This window comes from Rothia sp. P7208, assembly GCF_048512915.1.
Lineage (GTDB): Bacteria > Actinomycetota > Actinomycetes > Actinomycetales > Micrococcaceae > Rothia.
In genome coordinates this window covers 1-17989 of record NZ_JBLXXW010000007.1, presented here as the reverse complement: position 1 = coordinate 17989, position 17989 = coordinate 1, and the positions used below count along the sequence as shown (strand labels likewise).

Genomic DNA, 17989 nt, shown 5'->3' with positions numbered 1-17989 from the left:
GTGATACTAGTTTTAGTCAGTCAATCAGTCTGTTATTTTATGGTGCTGGAGCGGAGCTAGCTGGTGCAGTGGTGGGGGCAGTTGGGTCTATAACGGGGCGAGATGGATCAGCCGGAGCTATTTCTTCGGCAGATGTTATATGCGCCGGTTCAGAGGTGTTGTTCGCTGGTTTTTGGTGAGTTGGATCTTGCGCAAAAGCTGATTGTTCAAAAGAGCTCCACAAACCTTTTGTCCAAGATTCTTTAGGGGCGCTTTGTGCTGCTGCTGAGGTGTCATCTGCACGATGAGAGGAGGGGTCTACTCCTACCACAAGATACGGTGTTTCACCCTCAGCCATATAGTATAGACGGCTCTTTGCTTGCTGTTTGACGTAGTTTTCATCTTGCCACCAGCTCAGTTGAGTTTGCAGACTGTCATGGTTTTGTTGCAAGGCATCAATATGGGATTCGACTTGGTGAATTTCTGACTGTTGGCGGATATATGTTGATACTGGCGCATACGAAGAGATGAGGATAACAGCAAAAATAATGAGAGGCGCAACCAATCTGCCAGAAAAAGCATGCGCAGCAACAGGAGCGTCAGAATCTTCTCTGGCGTTAACATCCTGATAGTTTTGATATTTTTCTGTGCCAAAAAAGTTTGCCCATGAGCGACGACGTGGCTTATTTTCTTGTGACATTTTACCCCTGACTACGTTTTTCACTCACTCGATAGCGTTCTTCATATCCCTCAGCTATCCAGAGGGTAGGTACCTCGCATTAGCTATTCTACCCACCAAAAAACTAAATCACTTCTAGCTTTCCAATCCCCACACGAGGGATTCTTCTTTTCCTTGTTTTTTCTCAGCTACTTTAAAGACGTATCGCATAAAAACATTCTTTAAAAGAACGTATCTCCACCAAGAAAGCTCCATATCAGAGACTCTCTTGGTGGAGATACGATCAAGAAATGTTTAGCTCTCTATCGGAGCGAAAACTCTATGCCTTGAAACGTGGGAATGAAGATGTACCAGCGTAAACAGCTGCTTCGCCAAGCTCTTCTTCAATACGTAGAAGCTGGTTGTACTTTGCAACACGCTCAGAACGTGCAGGAGCACCAGTCTTAATCTGTCCAGCATTAGTTGCAACCGCTAGGTCTGCGATGGTGACGTCTTCGGTTTCACCGGAACGGTGAGAAACCATGCAACGGTATTCGTGACGCTGCGCCATTTCCATAGCATCAAGAGTTTCGGTCAAAGAACCAATCTGGTTAACCTTCACCAACAGCGCATTTGCTGCACCAGATTCGATACCCTGTGCAAGACGCTCTGGGTTAGTCACGAAGAGGTCGTCACCAACAATCTGTACCTTGTCACCGATTTCTTGGGTAAGGTTCTTGTAGCCTTCCCAGTCGTTTTCATCGAGAGGATCCTCAATGGATACGAGTGGGTACTTAGCGACGAGGTCTGCATAGTATGCGGACATTTCTGCAGCGGTCTTCTTCTGACCTTCAAATTCGTATGCACCGTCGTTGTAGAACTCGGAGGAAGCAACGTCTAGTGCCAAAGCAATTTCTTCACCAGGCTTGTAGCCAGCTTTTTCGATTGCTTCGATGATGAGGTCAAGAGCAGCAGCGTTCGACTCTAGGTTAGGAGCGAATCCGCCTTCGTCGCCCAAGCCAGTGGAAAGACCGCGGTCTTTGAGAACAGACTTGAGTGCGTGGTAAACCTCAACGCCTGCTTGCAATGCTGCAGAGTAGGTGTCGAATCCGATAGGAGCAATCATGAACTCCTGAATATCAACGTTGGAGTCTGCGTGAGAGCCACCGTTGAGGATGTTCATCATAGGAACAGGAAGAACGTGTGCGTTAGGTCCGCCGAGGTACTTGAACAGTGGAAGGTCTGCAGATTCTGCAGCAGCCTTCGCAGCAGCCAAAGATACACCAAGAATAGCGTTTGCGCCGAGCTTACCTTTGTTCTTTGTGCCGTCAAGCTTAATCATTGCAGCGTCAAGTGCGCGCTGGTCAGTTGCGTCGATGCCGATGATTTCTTCGGCAATTTCGTCGATGACTGCACCGACAGCACCAAGAACAGACTTGCCAAGGTAAACGGACTTGTCTTCGTCACGACGTTCTACGGCTTCCCATTCACCGGTAGAAGCACCGGAAGGAACTGCTGCGCGACCGAATGCGCCATCTTCGAGGAGAACCTCCACCTCAACGGTAGGGTTGCCACGAGAATCGAGAATCTGACGTGCGTGAACTGCTGTAATTAAAGCCATGAATATGCTCCTTGAAGCGTAGATTGGTTGGCTATGAGTAAGCTCAGGCAAGTTTTCACTAGTGCACACTTACGTGAGCGTACGTTCAGCTACGATTTTACCAAAGAAACCCACATAAGCACACAGGCTTTCAATAATTCCCACCAATATATTTGAGATATTTTCCTACGCCACTCCCCTATCCACCCAAAGATATTCCCACGAATAACAACATCAACGGCAGATAACGCAGCACAACACATTACTTCTCAGAGGAGTGAATCACCGCATACATTAAACGACGTAACGCACCCTCAGCATCAACCCCTTGAGCACGAGCACGCTGAACCATTTCGAACAACTCCACCGCAAACGCTGCATGCTCATCATCAGGAGCAACAACACCAGCCACATCAAGTGACACCTGCCCCTTATCAGCCTTCGCAATAACCTTATCCGCTAAAGCCAACGCCGGAAGATGAGGAGGAATACCATCAAAAACAGATAAACGCTCCGGTTTCTCCTGCTTCTTCAACTCCTCCCACTGAGCAGTCACCTCTTTATCATTCAAAGAACGAACAGAAGAATCACCAAAAACATGAGGATGCCGACGCTCAAGTTTCTGGTTCAGCCCCTCAACAACATCAGCAATACTAAAACCACCTTCTTCAACACCGCGCTCACCAGCAATACGAGCATGAAAAAGGACTTGTAAAAGAACATCGCCGAGTTCTTCTTTGAGAAGCTCATAATTTACCTGCTCTTGAGCCTCAATAGCTTCAATTACCTCATACGATTCTTCGACCAAATACCGAACCAACGAATGATGAGTCTGCTTCCCATCCCAAGGACAACCACCCTCAGAACGCAAAACATCCATTAGCTCAATCGACCGTTCAAAGGCCTCCGACGCACCCTGAGGAACAATACGCTGCTCTGCCATGATTAGTTCTCTTCCTCTTCCACACTATTCTGTTGTTCAAAAACACTCATATACGCACCCTGAACAGCACGCATCAGATGCTGTTTCTCCTCCATCGAGATAAAAGCACCTTCAATAGCATTAGTTGTTAGTTCAAAGAAATCTTGCACCTGATAACCAAAATTCTTCGCTAAATGCACGAATTCAGCAGTCACACTACTACCACTCATCAAACGATTATCAGGACTAATTGTCACGGCAAAACCAGCCTCACGCAAAGCGTTAACGGGATGCTCTGCAAGATTCTTAGCGACACGAGAACAATCCACAACACCATGTTCAACAGCATAAGCAGCGCCCGTTTGAATATTCGAACACGGACAAATCTCTAAAGTAATACGACGGTCTTTAACCCAGCTAGCGAGCGCACCAAGCTGAAGAATCTTCTGGTCTTTAGGGGTTTGGGGCATTATTTTCCCGTCAGGGTCGAGCTCTCCAGCTGTCGTATATGAAAAGTCTTCAGTAATACGTACGCCGTGCCCGATACGTAGCGCTCGCCCGACTAATAATGCGGAGCGAATCGAGCGTAGCCCTTCAGCTTCACCGGCATGAATAGTGACTGGCATAAAGTTCTCTGCTAAATACTCTAAAGCTTCACGATGTTGTTCTACAGGGTGATTTTCTTCTGCTCCGGCAAGATCAAAACCGACCACGCCCCATGAACGGTATTTAACAGCGAGTTCTGCTATCTGCCGTGAATGATGGTGATCTCTCATCGCGCAAAGTATCTGGTTCACGAGAACTCTTCCACCAGCTTGAGCTACCATTTCCATACCATCGTTAAGGCCTGTTGCTACAGCTCGGATTGCTTCCTCAAGGCTTAGGCCTGCGCGTTGATGTTGTTCTGGTGCCCATCGAACCTCTGCATAAATGACGCCGTCTGCCGCGCACGCGAGTACGTGTTCTTGAGCGATACGTCGCAAATCTTCTGCTCGTTGCATGAGGGCTAAAGTATGCGTAAATGTTTCAAGGTATCGTTCAAGAGAACCAGAATTTGCTGCTTCAAAGAACCATTCTTGAAGTTTTTCACGTTCTGTGCTGGGTAGTTCATGCCCAATTTCTTGTGCGATATCAATCATCGTTTGTGGTTGCAATCCACCATCAAGGTGATCGTGTAAACAAATTTTGGGTAATTTTTGTATCCATTGTTCGTCAAGTTGGGTCATGTTCGGTGTTCCTTGATCAATATAGTGTTTGAAGTTGATACGAAAACGCTGCCGAGTAGCTCCAATAGTGAAGTTCCTCGACAGCGTCTTACGTCCTAAAGTTTTAGAGCGTCCATGAAGCAAGCGCCCTGTTCATGTGTTCAGGGATGTTTGCTCCGGTACGTGGGAAGAGTCTGAGCTCTTCAACGTATTGCTGCGCCGGTAGAGTGTCTTGGTATTTGGCGAAAGCCCCTTCATCGTTGTAGCTAAAGGATGCTACTGGCGGGATTCCAGGTGTGAAGCGTAGGCTCATCGCCAGTGGTGAGCCTACGCCTTCTTTATAAGAATCTGCTTTGAGCTGCAAGATGGCGAGGACGTCTTCGGGGATGAGGTCGAAGGTTCGTTGTTGATCCCAGAAACCGTTACGGCGGACGTGTGTTAACGCATCGTAGTAGGAGCCAAGGGCACGAACACGTATCAACACGGTGGAGACGTCTCGGGCGGTACCGTTTTCTCCGAAAAGTTGTTCTTGTGCTTTGAGTAGTCGGGCGACGACCTGAGCCTCGGTAAGGACGAGGTTTCCTTCTGCTAATTCGGTTGTAGAAGGAGGTTGCACTTCTTCTACGGGGGTGTTGTAGGAGGGTGCTACGTCTACGCCATGTGCGTCTTCGGGTAGGTCTGTTCCACGGACGTTGGTAGCTGGTGTAGCAACGAGGGTGTCGGTGTCTTCTTCCCATTCGTCGTCAACGTGTTCTGGTAGTGACGCGGTTACCAGTGAAATATCGTGTGCAGAGGTGAAGGTGTCTGCATCGGTATTATGAGTAGTTATGTCTGACTCGTCAGCGATGTTCGCGTGGGTGTTCTCGCTGTTTTCGGTATTGGTGCAAGAAGCTTCGGCCTCGTGTGAAGATTCTTCAGCGAGTTCTGCGCTGGTATCTGTTGTTGTTTCAGCGGTTGCTACAGTTGAGGGGCGAGCAACAGCAAGACGTGCATGAGGTTCAGAACGGTCTGTTTCTGATTCCGCTTTTTCGGTGTTTGAGTCCTGTGCTGATGACGAGGTGTTATCGTCGAGGTTCTGAGGAGCATGTTCGCCACTTTCTGCTGTAGTTTCAGTTTCTGTGGTGGCTTCTGCTGTAGTTTCAGTTCCTGCGGTGGCTTCTGCAGTGGCTGTTTCAGAAGTTTCTTCAGCTTCTTCGACACTATTGCTCGTGCCGCTTTGAACAGCTTCTGTTTGCGCCGCCGTAGTATCGACCCTTGTAGTTTCCTCAGCTGTTGAACTTGCAGCGTTGAGAGTTTCACCAGCAGGTGATGATTCCTCAGAACGTGAGTGAGCATCCGCTATTACTGGTGCAGAAGTATTCTCTTCAGCAGAGTCGTCTGCTTCAGCAATATTTGCGTTCGATGTTTTGTCCGCAGGAAATGCGGATTCAAAACGTTCTGCAACACGAGCGATAGGAGAATCATCAGCGATATTATTCTGCTGATTTTCAGGCAGTGTTTCTGCTCCAGCTACTTCTGTAGCTTCTGTAGCAGACGTTTTCTCTTCTGGTTCGTCCGCCATCTCCTCTACTCGATAATGCAGGTTACAAGAGGTCTCATTCTTTGAGTTGAGGTAAGAAACCTGAGCGTTTGTTCCCAGCAGAATAATCAGCGCACGAGTCCATGCCCCGCGTGAGCCTTCCTCTTCTTCGGTGTAGAGCGCCGCAACGTTTTCAAACCAAGAGTTTCCTGGAACAACAATGGTTTCTTCAATTTTTTTGCCATTTTCTTCAAAGGTCAACAACATGTCGTTGCCCTCTTGCTTCAGGTCGAGGGTGAGTTGACCTTCACCTTTAGAGCGCATCATACGAATTAGAGAATGCAAAGCACTCTGTTCGTTGAGCTCTTGAAAGGCAGAGAAAGTAGAGGCACTTTCTTCTACGGAAGGTTTTGGGGTCTGTTCCTGTACAGAGGTCTTTGGTTCTACAGGCTGTTCAACAGGCTGTGCTGTTACTGCCGATTCAGCAGCTTTCTTGTCTTTACGACGGCTAAAAAGTCCCATGATGTTCTCTTTCTTCGGTGCGAACGGTGAGTGTTCTTACGAGTAGTTTACTGCTGTTCAGTACTCACTTTACCTAGAATCAGCGGCTGAGGCTCATATTCTTTGCCGATAGTATAAGCATCTTCTAAGGATTCTAACGCTCGTTCAAAGCGTTCGGGAGTGTCGGTCATTAGTGTCATGAGTCGGTCACCAGCACGTATGGTATCTCCTGGCTTAGCGTGTAGACGGATTCCAGCACCAGCTTGCACTTGGTCTTCTTTACGAGCTCGTCCAGCGCCCAAACGCCAAGAAGCAACCCCTACTCCCAAAGCATCAAGACGGGTAAGCACACCAGTTTCTGTTGCGTAAACAGTGTGAGTTTCACGTGCTTGAGGTAATGCGGCATCGGGATCTCCACCTTGGGCGCTAATCATTACTCGCCATTTATCCATAGCACGACCATCAGCGAGAGCTTCAGCGGGGTCCTCATCAATGCCACAGGAACGGAGCATTTCGCGTGCAAGCGCCACCGTCAGTTCAACAACATCAGATGGGCCACCACCAGCAAGTACTTCTACAGACTCTTCCACTTCGCACGCGTTACCAACGGTCAGCCCTAACGGGGTGTCCATGTTCGTCAGCAATGCTGTCGTTTTAACACCGGCATCTGTTCCTAAACGCACCATGGTACGTGCTAGTTCTTGTGCATAGTCAACATCTTTCATAAAAGCACCAGAACCAACTTTTACATCAAGCACCAGAGAATCTGTTCCTTCAGCAATTTTTTTAGACATGATGGAACTTGCGATAAGTGGTATAGCCTCTACAGTGGAAGTGACATCACGTAGCGCGTATAGCTTCTTATCTGCAGGTGCGAGACCAGTTCCGGCGGCACAAATAACAGCGCCTACGTCCGAGAGTATTTCGAGAGTTCGTTCATTACTCAAATATGCTTGCCAACCAGGGATGGATTCTAATTTATCGAGTGTTCCACCGGTATGGCCTAGTCCGCGACCAGATAGTTGAGGAACCGCAACGTTGTAGACTGCTACCAATGGTGCTAGTGGCAACGTAATTTTATCTCCCACACCGCCGGTAGAATGTTTGTCGCTGGTTGCAATTTTCTTTCCAGCACCAACGATGGAAGAAAAGTCTAGTCGTTCACCCGAGTTAATCATGGCTTGAGTCCACTGCTGAATTTCAGTAGCACTCATTCCGTTCAGAAAAATTGCCATGGCAAGTGCACTCATTTGTTCGTCAGCGACAACTCCACGAGTGTAAGCGTCAATCACCCAGTCAATGTGTTCTTTAGTAAGTTCTTCGCGATCTCGTTTAGCGCGAATAACATCTACCGCGTCGAATGGTTCGTACGACATGTGTTTTTCCTCCGTCAAAGGTGTCGGTTAAGTCTAGTATGAATGTTTTCAGAGCCGTTCAGGCCCAAAAGCGTCGGGAAGCATCTGTTCGATAGAAAGTATTCCGCTCACTGTTTTGATGAGCATATCTTTAGTGCTGTGTTCGTAGAGTAGTTGTCTGCACCGTCCACAAGGCATGAGTGCTTCACCATTTTTATCCACACACGTAAAGGCAAGGATTTTCCCTCCGCCTGTTCTAAAAAGCTCTGAGATGAGGGAACATTCAGCACATAAGGTAAGCCCAAAAGACGCATTTTCGACGTTACAGCCAGTAATGATTCTGCCGTCGTCGGTAAGAGCCGCTGCCCCTACTGCATATTGTGAATAGGGTGAATAGGATTTTTTCATCGCGCAGGTGGCATGTTCTGTGAGTTTTTCCCAGTTAATGCGGTGTTCTAAAGTTTCACGATGGCTCATGCAGGAATCCTTGGGGTGTAAACGTATTGTGTATTGCGCCCGAGGGCACGATGAGGTTCCGACAGTGTGCACTATCGAAACCTCATCATCGGTGTTTTCTCGTGGTACAGGGAGTGATTTATCCCTTGGTGTACGCTTTACCGGCTGCTGCAGGTCCACGCGAACGACCGACCAAACCGGCCACTGCAAGAATCGTTACGACGTAAGGGAGCATAGCCAATAGTTCAGTAGGAATATCCGTTCCAAGTCCAGAAAGGATGAACTGCATCTGCAACGAGAAACCAAAAAGAAGTGAGGCGCTCAACGCACCAAGCGGTTTCCACCGACCAAAAATTAGTGCAGCCAACGCAATGTAGCCTTGCCCTGCCGTCATATCAGCGTTGAAGGAGCTCACCGCAACAAGAGTGAAGAAAGCTCCACCCATACCAGCAACAGCGCCAGCAATCATGACATTGCTAAAGCGTAGACGGTTCACGTTGACGCCAAGGGTATCTGCGGCTTGGGGATGTTCGCCAACCGCGCGGGTGCGAAGCCCCCAACGTGTTTTGTTCAGAGAGAACCAAATCGTACCAACCACAATGTACATCAGGTAAACGATAACGGACTGGTTGAATAGTACTGGACCAATCACAGGGATTTGTGAAAGAACCGGAATTTCAAAGCTAGGTAAACGAGGAGCAGAGTTGAGGTGTGCCGCATCTTGTTGGAGTACACGAGAATAAAGGAATCCGGTAAGTCCTGAGACGAGGACGTTCACCACAACACCAACGATGGTCTGATCAACAAGATATTTAATGGAGAAGGTTGCTAGTAGGAAAGATACCAGCATGCCGCCAATCATTGCCGCGATTAGCCCAAGCCAAGGGTTTCCTGTCATAGAACCAACAAGTACGGCAGAGAATGCACCGAAAAGAAGTTGACCTTCAATCGCAATGTTGATGATTCCAGAGCGTTCGCAAAGGAGTCCGCCCATCGAACCAAAAATCATGGGTACTGAAAGAGCAACAGCACCGGTAAGGATGGTAATCAACGATATTTCGGTCATACGTGCAGAGCCGATAGCCCAGATGAGCACGCCAAAGATAAAAGAGAACCAGAAAATAGCTGAGAGGTATAGCGGTGTTTTCTTACCGGAGAACGTGAGCTTAGCACACCATAAGGTGACGGCAATGAGGACGGCGGTAACAGCCCAACCCGTTGTTGGCGTTGAGAGGTTCAGCGCTGGAAGTTGAATGACATCATCTTTGGTGGACAGGCCAAGTACCACGCGCGAGGCAGGAGCGTTCAAGGCAAGGACTAGTAGCGAGATGACGCTTAGTGTGCCGAAAATCCACGTGTTTTTCCAGTGACGCACGAGCACGGTATCTTGTGGCGTTGCGGTGTCGATAACAGCTGTCGTGCTCATTATTTTGCCTCCGCGGACTGAGTAGTTTTTTTCTTCTTTTTGGGCTTGTCGGGGTCTGGAAGCCTAAAAATGGCTCGTACCAGTGGTGGTGCAGCAATGAAGAGCACGATAAGTGCCTGAACCACGTCGACAAGGTCTACAGACGTTCCGGTGCTGACCTGCATGGTGACACCGCCTGCTCGAAGTGCCCCATAGAGAAGAGCAGCGAGAAGAGTGCCGACAGGTGTTGCTCGGCCAAGAAGCGCCACAGTAATAGCGTCAAAACCATAGGAGGAAGCGATACCTGTACTCAGGACTTTTTCGGTTCCTGAAACTTGGGCGACACCGGCAAGACCTGCTAGCGCACCAGCAATAGCCATCACAATAATGTATCCATTAGCAACAGATACGCCCGCAGTTTTTGCAGCATGAGGGTTTGCCCCTACTGCTCGAAGTTTGAATCCGATAGTTGAACGGTTGATAAGCCACGAAACAAAAAATACTGCTAGTAAGGCGAGAATGAATCCTGCGTGAAGACGGAAGCTTTGTCCAAAGATTCTGGGGAAGATTGCTTCATCTGCTAGTACAGGTGAAATGGGGTTTGAGCTTCCTTCGCGTTGCCATAGTGGTGTTTTGAGGAGGAAAAGAAGTAGGTTCGCAGCAATGTAGTTGAGCATGATAGAAAGAATGACTTCATGCGCACCAGTCTTTGCTTTGAGTAATCCGACTAAACCACCCCAGAGGCTACCGCCGAGAATACCGCCAAGAACGATAAAAGGTAGTAGTAAGTAGCTGGGTAGGTGCCAGTTGATGGCAACGTAGCTGGCAACGATTGCGCCAAGGATGATTTGTCCTTGTGCGCCGATGTTAAAGAGTCCGGTACGGAATGCGATAGCTACGGCAAGACCAGCAAAAATAAGGGGTGTTGCTACCGTGAGAGTTTCAGTCAGCGGATATATCGCTTTAGTGAAGGTGCTCGCTTCATAGTTGAAAATAGCGCCTCTAAATAGTGCGAGGTAAGCGTTGGTCGCTGCGTCCCAGCCGGCGCTAAGTGTATCTAGCGGTCGGGCGAAGAAGTAGCGTGAGGCTTTTTGTGTTGCAGGGTCAGTGACCGCGATAAGAATACCGCCGACGATAAGTGCAGCAAGTAGTGCAAAAAAGGACAAGCTGACGGAGCCGGATAGTATACGAGTCAGTACAGGAAGTTTTTCTTTTTCGGAGGGTTGTGTGTGTGCCGGTGGTACGGTTTCGGAGGCAGTGAGCACGGTATCGGTGGCTTCTGCGACGGTGGATTTTCCTTCGGCGCTCATGCTTGGTCTCCTTCTGCCCAGGGGATGTTTTCTGCTTCAGGGGTTTGAGGTTGAGGGGTATTGATATCTGTTGTGGAGCTTTCCCCCGATGCTTTGAGGGCTTCTTCGTAGGGTGTTCCAGCCATCATCATACCCAAGACGTTACGTGGCGTTTCCGGTGGTGCGATGCCCATGAGTTCTCCGTGGAAGAAGACAGCAATACGGTCTGCTAAGGCGTGCACTTCGTCCAATTCTGTAGAGATAATGATGACGGGTACGCCTTTGTCTCGTTCTTCAACGATTCTTTGATGAATAAATTCGATGGAGCCAACGTCTACACCGCGAGTTGGCTGTGATGCGACAAAGAGTTTGAGATCTCGTGTGAGTTCTCGTGCAACGACGATTTTTTGTTGGTTACCGCCAGAGAGCGTTGAGGCTGCATCGTATTGTGAACCGACTCGGATATCGAATTCTTTAATGGCTCTTTCTGCATTATGAGCGATTTCGCTATTACGCAGTGTGCCGTATTGTGAGAATTCTTTACGGTTATAAAGATCTAGGATGAGGTTTTCTGCGATAGAGAAGGAACCTACTAGCCCGTCGACGTTGCGGTCTTCTGGGACGAATCCGACACCGGCGTCGAGTACTTGTCGAGTGTTTTTTCCGAGGAGTTCGGTCTCTCCTAGTTTCATCGAACCGTGTGCTTTAGGGTGTAGCCCGATGATAGTTTCAGCGAGTTCAGTCTGCCCGTTTCCTTGCACACCGGCGATAGCGAGGATTTCGCCTCCGCGAACGTTAAAGCTGACGTTTTTGAGAAGTGGCACGCCTTGTTCAGAGATGAGGTTGAGGTCTTCAACGATGAAGTTTGCGTCAGTTAGTTGTGGGGCGTCTTTCTCGACGACAAGTTTGACGGCTTTTCCGACCATAAGTGATGCCAGTTCGTCGGTGGTTGCGCTAGGGTCAGCTGTTCCAACGACTTTTCCTCGCCGAATCACGGTGATATGGTCTGATACTTCACGTACTTCTCGTAGCTTGTGGGAGATAAATAGCAGTGATTTTCCGTCTTTGCGTAGCTGATCCATGATGCCTAGCAGCTGGTCAGTTTCTGCTGGTGTGAGCACTGCAGTGGGTTCGTCAAGAATGAGAATTTCGGCGTCTCGTACGAGAGCTTTAATGATTTCTACGCGCTGTTGTACACCTACGGGGAGGTCTTCAACGACGGCATCTGGGTCTACGTCGAACCCGTAGCGTTGAGAGATTTCACGGATTTTGGTGCGGGTTGCTTCAAGGTTGAGGATGGTTCCGCGCGTTTCTTCTGATCCGAGCGCAATATTTTCGGCAACGGTGAAGACGGGTACAAGCATAAAGTGTTGGTGTACCATGCCAATGCCAGCGGCCATAGCGTCTGAGGGCCCAGAAAATTCGACTGGCTTATCGTCGATGAGGATTTGCCCGTCAGTAGGTTCGTAGAGTCCGTAGATGACGTTCATGAGTGTCGATTTTCCGGCACCGTTTTCGCCGAGGAGGCAGTGAACGGTACCTGGTTCTACGACTAAATCAATGCTGTCATTTGCGGTAAAATCACCAAATTTTTTTGTGACTTTTCGCAGTTCGAGTTTCATCGATGCGCTTTCTTGTCATTGCTCAGACTCTGCTGTTGAGGGATGTGGGGTAGTTCTCTTAAGCGTATGAGCGGGGGTTATCCGTGTGAATATGTGGTGGAGTTTTAAGTGCTGAGCGGCTGGCACGAGGAGGTTGCCCTCTTAGTGCCAGCCACTGAGCCTTATAAGGTTTTATTTCTGTGGTGTACCGTCGGTGTTGACAGTGATTTCACCAGAAATGATTTTGTCTTTGATGGTGCCAAGTTCAGACTTGGTTTCGTCAGAGACTTTGGATTCGAAGTCGTGGAATGGAGCGAGTCCAACACCATCATTTTCGAGGGTTCCAACGTATTTTTCGGAGGTGAACTTGCCTTCGAGGCTGTCGTGAATGGTGGATTCTACAGCTTCTTTCATCTTCTTCTGGATGGAGGTGAGGATGATGGCCTGGTAGTTCGGGTTGGTCTCGTAGCCGTCGGAGTCTACCCAGATTACGGATGCGGGTGCATCTTGGTGGCTTGAGTTGTATTCGGTGACCGCGTCAAGAGTACCGGCACCTACAGGTCCTGCGACAGGAAGGATGATGTCTGCACCTTGGTCGAGGAAGTTCTGGGTGTTGGTTTTACCTTTGGTCTGGTCGGTGAAGTCTCCGGTGAAGGTTCCGCTTTTCGCATCATGGTCCCAGCCGAGAACCTGAACGTTAGCGTTTTTCTGTTCGTTGTAGTATTTGACACCCTGAGCGAAGCCGTCCATGAAGATGGTCACGGTGGGGATTTCTAGACCGCCGTAAGTTGCGACTTTGCCGGTCTTGCTTTGAGCGGCAGCAAGGTAACCTGCTTGGAATGCAGCTTGTGCTGTGTCGTAAACAATGGGGCGAACGTTTTTGACGTCAATGTCGCCGTAGTCGACGATGGTGAAGTCGATATCAGGGTTCTGTTCTGCGTATTCTTTGGTTGCGTCTGCTAGTGAGAATCCAACGGTGACGATGATATTGCAACCTGCTTGGACCATGTTGGTGAGGTTAGGTCCGAACTCAGAATCGGAGTTTGATTCTGCTTGCGCAGTTTGGATGCCGTAGTCTTTTTCTGCTGCTTTGAGTCCAGCGTAGGAGTTTTCGTTGAAGGATTTATCCTCGAATCCGCCGGAGTCAGAGACGATGCAACCTTTGAAGTTGGAGTCTTTAGCTTGTGAGTCGCCGGAGGATGCTTCGGGTGCTGCGCCACAGCTTGCAAGAAGCATAGCTGAGATGCCCAAGACTGAACCTGTTGCTGCAAAACGTTTACGATTGGTCATCGTCGTCCCTTCATGATGTGTTGAGTGGGGGTGCACTCATGGTGTGCCAGAAAGGTTCTGCCGTCCTAGCTCTGTTGAGGATGAGAGTGCGGTATATACGTTATATAGTAATGGCTCACACGTGGTTATGTCGTATCACACTCCGTGGGGCGGGGCACTGTCATTTGTCCGCGTTGGTGAGTGTTCAAGGTTTAGCCTAGCCACTATCTCTTTTCTGGTTCAATTTTTTCTTCCTGTAACACTTATTTTCTGTAGTTATTTAGTAGGTGTTGCTCGTTCGGAATTGTTCGGCAGAACGTTTTGCGATTTCCCAGCGTACGGCTCGTAGTGCAGTAGATGCCATAACCTGTACCCCGTACCCGATAGCTCTTTCATCGGGGTTGTAGTCTCCTCGATGAAGGTCATAGGTGATACCGCCGGGGGTTCTTGTTCCTAGTCGTATCATAGTTCCGGGAACTTCTTGAAGCATCCATGCGAAGTCTTCTCCGCCCATAGATTGTTCGACGAGGACGACGGAGTCTTCGCCAAGTTCTGCTCGTGCCGCGTTTTCGACCATGGTTGTTTCATCTTCTGTGTTTACAACTGGCGGCACTCCCTTGATGTGTTCTAGTTCGATGGTGACGCCGTAGGGTGCTGCAACTTGTTCTACGACCTCATCGAGGATTTCTCCGGCTTGGTACCATGCTTGGGCGTCGAGGCAACGCATCGTTCCTGCAAGGTAGCCTTCAGAGGGGATGGCGTTGGGTGCAACACCTGCTTGAATTTGCCCCCATGCGAGGAGTACACCTGAGCGCACATCGATTCGTCGCGAGAGAACTGCTGGGACGTTGATAGCGATTTGGTTCATCGCGTAGATGAGGTCTTCTGTGAGGTGTGGGCGTGAGGTGTGTCCGCCGCGTCCCGTGAGTCGTATTTTGATGGTATCTGAGGCTGAAGTGATGGGGCCGATTCGGGTTCCGATTTTTCCGACATCCACTTTTGGTTCGCAGTGTAAAGCGAAGGCGCGTGGGACTCCTTCTAAAGCATTTTGAGCGATAACTTCTACGGCTCCGCCGGGGAGTTGTTCTTCAGCTGGTTGGAAGATGATGCGAATAGTCCGAGAGAGCGGGCTTTGTTGATGTATTTCCCAGAGTGTTAGTGCGACTCCGAGCATGACGGTTTGGTGAATGTCGTGACCGCAGGCGTGCATGATGCCGGGGCGGGTGGAGCTGTAGTCTAAGCCGGTGTATTCGTTGATGGGTAGGGCGTCAATATCTGCCCGTAGCGCGGCGGCGATGGCACCTTCTCCAATGTCTACGTAGCATCCGGTGTTTTTGTAGCACTGGGGGCTCATGCCGGCGACTTGTAATCGGGTGATGATTCGTTCTGTGGTGTGGTGTTCTTTAAAGGAGAGTTCTGGGTTTTGGTGAACGGTTCTACGGAACTGTTGTAGTTCGGCGATAAGGTGCTTGATACGTGTTCCGATGACGGGACCAGATTCATCGAGGAGTGCTAGTGCGGGTTTTTCTGCCATTTTTCTAATGTAGCGCGCTTTGGTGTTGTGGCGGGAGTTTTGTGAGGCTTCCCTTTGTCATCGCTGCAGGATTCGCCAGTTAACGCTGTCAATGTCAAAAATCAATATACATGAGTGTAATTAAAGATACATTTTTAGTCTATTTTTTATATTTATTTTCGTAAAAATGCATATTTTTTACACATATTACATATTCTTTAAATGCTTTTTCACTACTTACGTTGAGGATTCTCACAGAAACTTAATATTAATTTTCAATCACTATTTTCTATATTGAAAACTTGTCCCCTAAAAAGAGACTGCTTTTTATTAAAAAATCCCTTAAGTCTTGCGTAATAAGCACGAAATAGGCTGAATGTCGAGGAGAACTTCACTAGCGTTGAGGGTGTTATCGTTGTCCACCAAATAGGGTACTCATATTTAAGGGACAGTATATGAATCACTCAACAACGCGCGACAACAACAGATAACATGCACCATAATTTCATATTTATTTCAATATATTATTGATTATTTTATATTTCCGCACCGCTAATGAGAGCATCCTAAGGAATACACCATGACTCATCACATTTCGCGACGAACTCTCGCAAAAGGTGCAGCGCTTGCTGCACCCCTTGCCGTCGCCACCACCCCCGCTTGGGCAGCACCTACTGTGCGCGACTCAACCGGAGTGCCACAATACGCAGCAAGTTCAAATATTCTTGCAACATGCCAATTAGACGGCTCATGCGGGCCTTTCTATATTGACCAGCGAGATGCAGGCTCACACTCGTCCATTAGAGAAGGAAACTTCCATTTCCTTATCCCCGTAGGGTCAACAATTCCACCCATGCGCTGGGAAGTTACTATCGTTCCAGTGCCAAACGATGACGATAAGACCATCACCAAAAAGCGTGATTTTAAGATTGAAGACCTTGCGGGAGACGGTGGAGGATCGGCGATTCCTACTGAATTTCCACGTACCAACGTCTCACCAGTTCAATACGATTCAAAGACTGGCGTAGAAACCATTACGTTTGACACCCCGGAGTTTGTTGATAAGCGTGGCGCAAAGCGCGGAACACTGAGCGTGGGTTTCAAAATTTTCACAGGCCTTACAGGACTCCTCCCTGGAAACAGGCGCGCAGACAAGGTCATTGTTCGCGGATATCAAGGAGACACTTTGGTTGTAGACTACGACTCTATCGACAGGGCTTCTCCCGACAAGCGTCGCGGTGCGTCAAAATGGGACCCAAATCAGGACGGCCGAGTCTAAAACTTCTTCGATAGTAGAACTTAATAACAGGTTACTGAAAGCAGACAACGAGAGAACACCAGGCCTCTCGACCCACCCCTACCCAAAATGATATTAAAATCACAAAGCCGCTCATAGCACGCTGTAAACCATGGTGCTATGAGCGGCTTTTGTGCTTGAACCCAAATTTCTTTCAGTGTTAAACATCAGGTTTTCTATCGTTTGACGTGCTCATACTTAACATAAACTCAAACCTCTCTACAAAAACCCACTTTCCAACGCTCTAGGTTGTGGGTTTTTAGGGGGCGGCATTCTTCTTAAAAGTTATATTTTTATCGGCCGTTCGGGGGATATTTCCAGAATGAACCTCTTTATTTCTGGGGATTCGCTGATATTATTAGTCAGAAACCAGTTCTGTCCCCTAAATAGCTGAGTGCCCTGCTCATGCAGGTCTCAAAGAGTATGCACCTAGTGCATATTCGTATTCTCTAGGTAGAGGGCGCAACTGGTGACGTATCCCGATTATCCTCACTTAGCATCTTTTTGAGAAGGAAATATACTTATGACTCAAATTTCACGCCGTACCCTGGCTAAGGGTGCAGCATGGGCAGCTCCTGTTGTAGCTGCTTCTGCTGTTGTTCCCGCTTATGCAACTTCTCCTACCCCTCGAGTACCAGGTCAGGAGCCGTACGGTACCGTATGTAGCCTGTTCTTTGGTGGTGGAAATGTTAACATGCAGACCACCAGTGTTTACCTTGCGGTTAACTCCGGTGATGACACCATGAAGCCTGGTGAAACTGTTACATGGCAGGTAACAGCTGAAGCTGGTAGCATGCCTGAGACTAACTATTCAAAGGACGGACGCTGGTCATTAGAGGTAAATGAGGTTGGCGGTTCCACCAATGGTGGTTGCGTTTTCACCGTTACTCTGACTGCGAATGTTGAGATTCCAGTAAGTGAGGTTAGTTGCGTAGTCCGTCTCATTTGGACTGGCGGTGGAGCAAATGTTCGTCCTAAGACAAATATCACTGTCAATTCCTCTAGCGCGGGTGGAAGTTACAACCTCGGGTTCACTACGCCTCGTCGGTTCGGTACTAGTGTTAATGACCGTCGTCGTACGCCTGTTATTATCAATGGGGGTTGCTACCCAACCATTCAGTGGTCTAACTTCCAGAACACGCCAAAATCGCACAACGACCAGCTCGAATTCAATGGGCAAATTATTAACCCTAATTCTGATGCTCGAAATGATCAGAGCGTTCTTACTGGCACTTGCCCTGGTTCACAGGGGAATGCAAAAGGTTCAGCTGGAACTTCCTCCGTTGGTTAAAATTTCCTAAGGTTCTCTTCAGATAGAAGAACAACCATAAAGCGAAGCCCCTTGACACATCTTTGATAGGTCAAGGGGCTTTGTGCTGTCGCAAGGACAAGTCCCCATCACAGCGAGTATAAAAAATGT

Annotated in this window: 14 protein-coding genes; 2 read left to right on the top strand and 12 right to left on the bottom strand. The window is 48.6% G+C overall.

The genetic code is table 11. The features are described 5' to 3' along the window. Positions 1–37: 37 nt before the first annotated feature. The 12 genes from ACN084_RS06860 to ACN084_RS06805 all read right to left on the bottom strand — a co-directional run bounded on the left by ACN084_RS06860 (position 38) and on the right by ACN084_RS06805 (position 15293). The gene (locus tag ACN084_RS06860) at positions 38–679 is read right to left on the bottom strand and encodes an FtsB family cell division protein (RefSeq protein WP_419102026.1); all 642 of its coding nucleotides are present in this window, start codon (positions 677–679) and stop codon (positions 38–40) included. A 298-nt stretch (positions 680–977) separates the two neighbouring features. Next, a complete protein-coding gene (gene eno, locus ACN084_RS06855; protein ID WP_419106342.1) occupies positions 978–2258 on the bottom strand; it encodes a phosphopyruvate hydratase in 1281 nt (426 codons plus the stop codon). Between the two features lie 241 nt (positions 2259–2499). After that, positions 2500–3180 (bottom strand): MazG family protein, encoded by a 681-nt coding sequence (locus ACN084_RS06850; protein WP_419106341.1) that lies wholly within the window; start codon positions 3178–3180, stop codon positions 2500–2502. A gap of 2 nt (positions 3181–3182) precedes the next feature. Next, complete coding sequence (locus ACN084_RS06845) at positions 3183–4508, bottom strand: adenosine deaminase (RefSeq protein WP_419106340.1); 1326 nt, start codon at positions 4506–4508, stop codon at positions 3183–3185. Next, entirely contained in the window at positions 4489–6405 is a 1917-nt protein-coding gene (locus ACN084_RS06840; protein WP_419106339.1) for a hypothetical protein, read from the bottom strand. The genes ACN084_RS06845 and ACN084_RS06840 overlap by 20 nt, the downstream gene beginning before the upstream one ends. Positions 6406–6452: 47 nt before the next feature. Further along, a complete protein-coding gene (locus ACN084_RS06835) occupies positions 6453–7760 on the bottom strand; it encodes a thymidine phosphorylase (RefSeq protein ID WP_419106338.1) in 1308 nt (435 codons plus the stop codon). 48 nt (positions 7761–7808) lie between these two features. Then, entirely contained in the window at positions 7809–8243 is a 435-nt protein-coding gene (locus tag ACN084_RS06830) for a cytidine deaminase (RefSeq protein ID WP_419102222.1), read from the bottom strand. 91 nt (positions 8244–8334) lie between these two features. Further along, the gene (locus tag ACN084_RS06825; protein ID WP_419102020.1) at positions 8335–9621 is read right to left on the bottom strand and encodes an ABC transporter permease; all 1287 of its coding nucleotides are present in this window, start codon (positions 9619–9621) and stop codon (positions 8335–8337) included. Beyond that, positions 9621–10910 carry an ABC transporter permease gene (locus tag ACN084_RS06820; protein ID WP_419102019.1) on the bottom strand — a complete coding sequence of 430 codons (1290 nt, stop codon included), beginning with the start codon at positions 10908–10910 and terminating at the stop codon, positions 9621–9623. The genes ACN084_RS06825 and ACN084_RS06820 overlap by 1 nt, the downstream gene beginning before the upstream one ends. Continuing rightward, positions 10907–12511, bottom strand: a complete 1605-nt coding sequence (locus tag ACN084_RS06815) for an ABC transporter ATP-binding protein (RefSeq protein WP_419106337.1) — start codon at positions 12509–12511, stop codon at positions 10907–10909. Before ACN084_RS06815 ends, ACN084_RS06820 begins: the two co-directional genes overlap by 4 nt. A 171-nt stretch (positions 12512–12682) precedes the next feature. Further along, a complete protein-coding gene (locus tag ACN084_RS06810; protein ID WP_419102017.1) occupies positions 12683–13780 on the bottom strand; it encodes a BMP family lipoprotein in 1098 nt (365 codons plus the stop codon). Positions 13781–14039: 259 nt separating this feature from the next. After that, positions 14040–15293 carry an amidohydrolase gene (locus ACN084_RS06805; protein WP_419106336.1) on the bottom strand — a complete coding sequence of 418 codons (1254 nt, stop codon included), beginning with the start codon at positions 15291–15293 and terminating at the stop codon, positions 14040–14042. Between the two features lie 559 nt (positions 15294–15852). On the opposite strand from ACN084_RS06805, the gene ACN084_RS06800 reads away from it, so the two are divergent. Both ACN084_RS06800 and ACN084_RS06795 read left to right on the top strand, forming a co-directional pair. Then, positions 15853–16551 carry a hypothetical protein gene (locus tag ACN084_RS06800; RefSeq protein WP_419106335.1) on the top strand — a complete coding sequence of 233 codons (699 nt, stop codon included), beginning with the start codon at positions 15853–15855 and terminating at the stop codon, positions 16549–16551. Between the two features lie 541 nt (positions 16552–17092). After that, on the top strand, positions 17093–17860 hold the full coding sequence (locus ACN084_RS06795) for a hypothetical protein (RefSeq protein ID WP_419106334.1): 768 nt from the start codon (positions 17093–17095) through the stop codon (positions 17858–17860). Positions 17861–17989 lie beyond the last annotated feature (129 nt).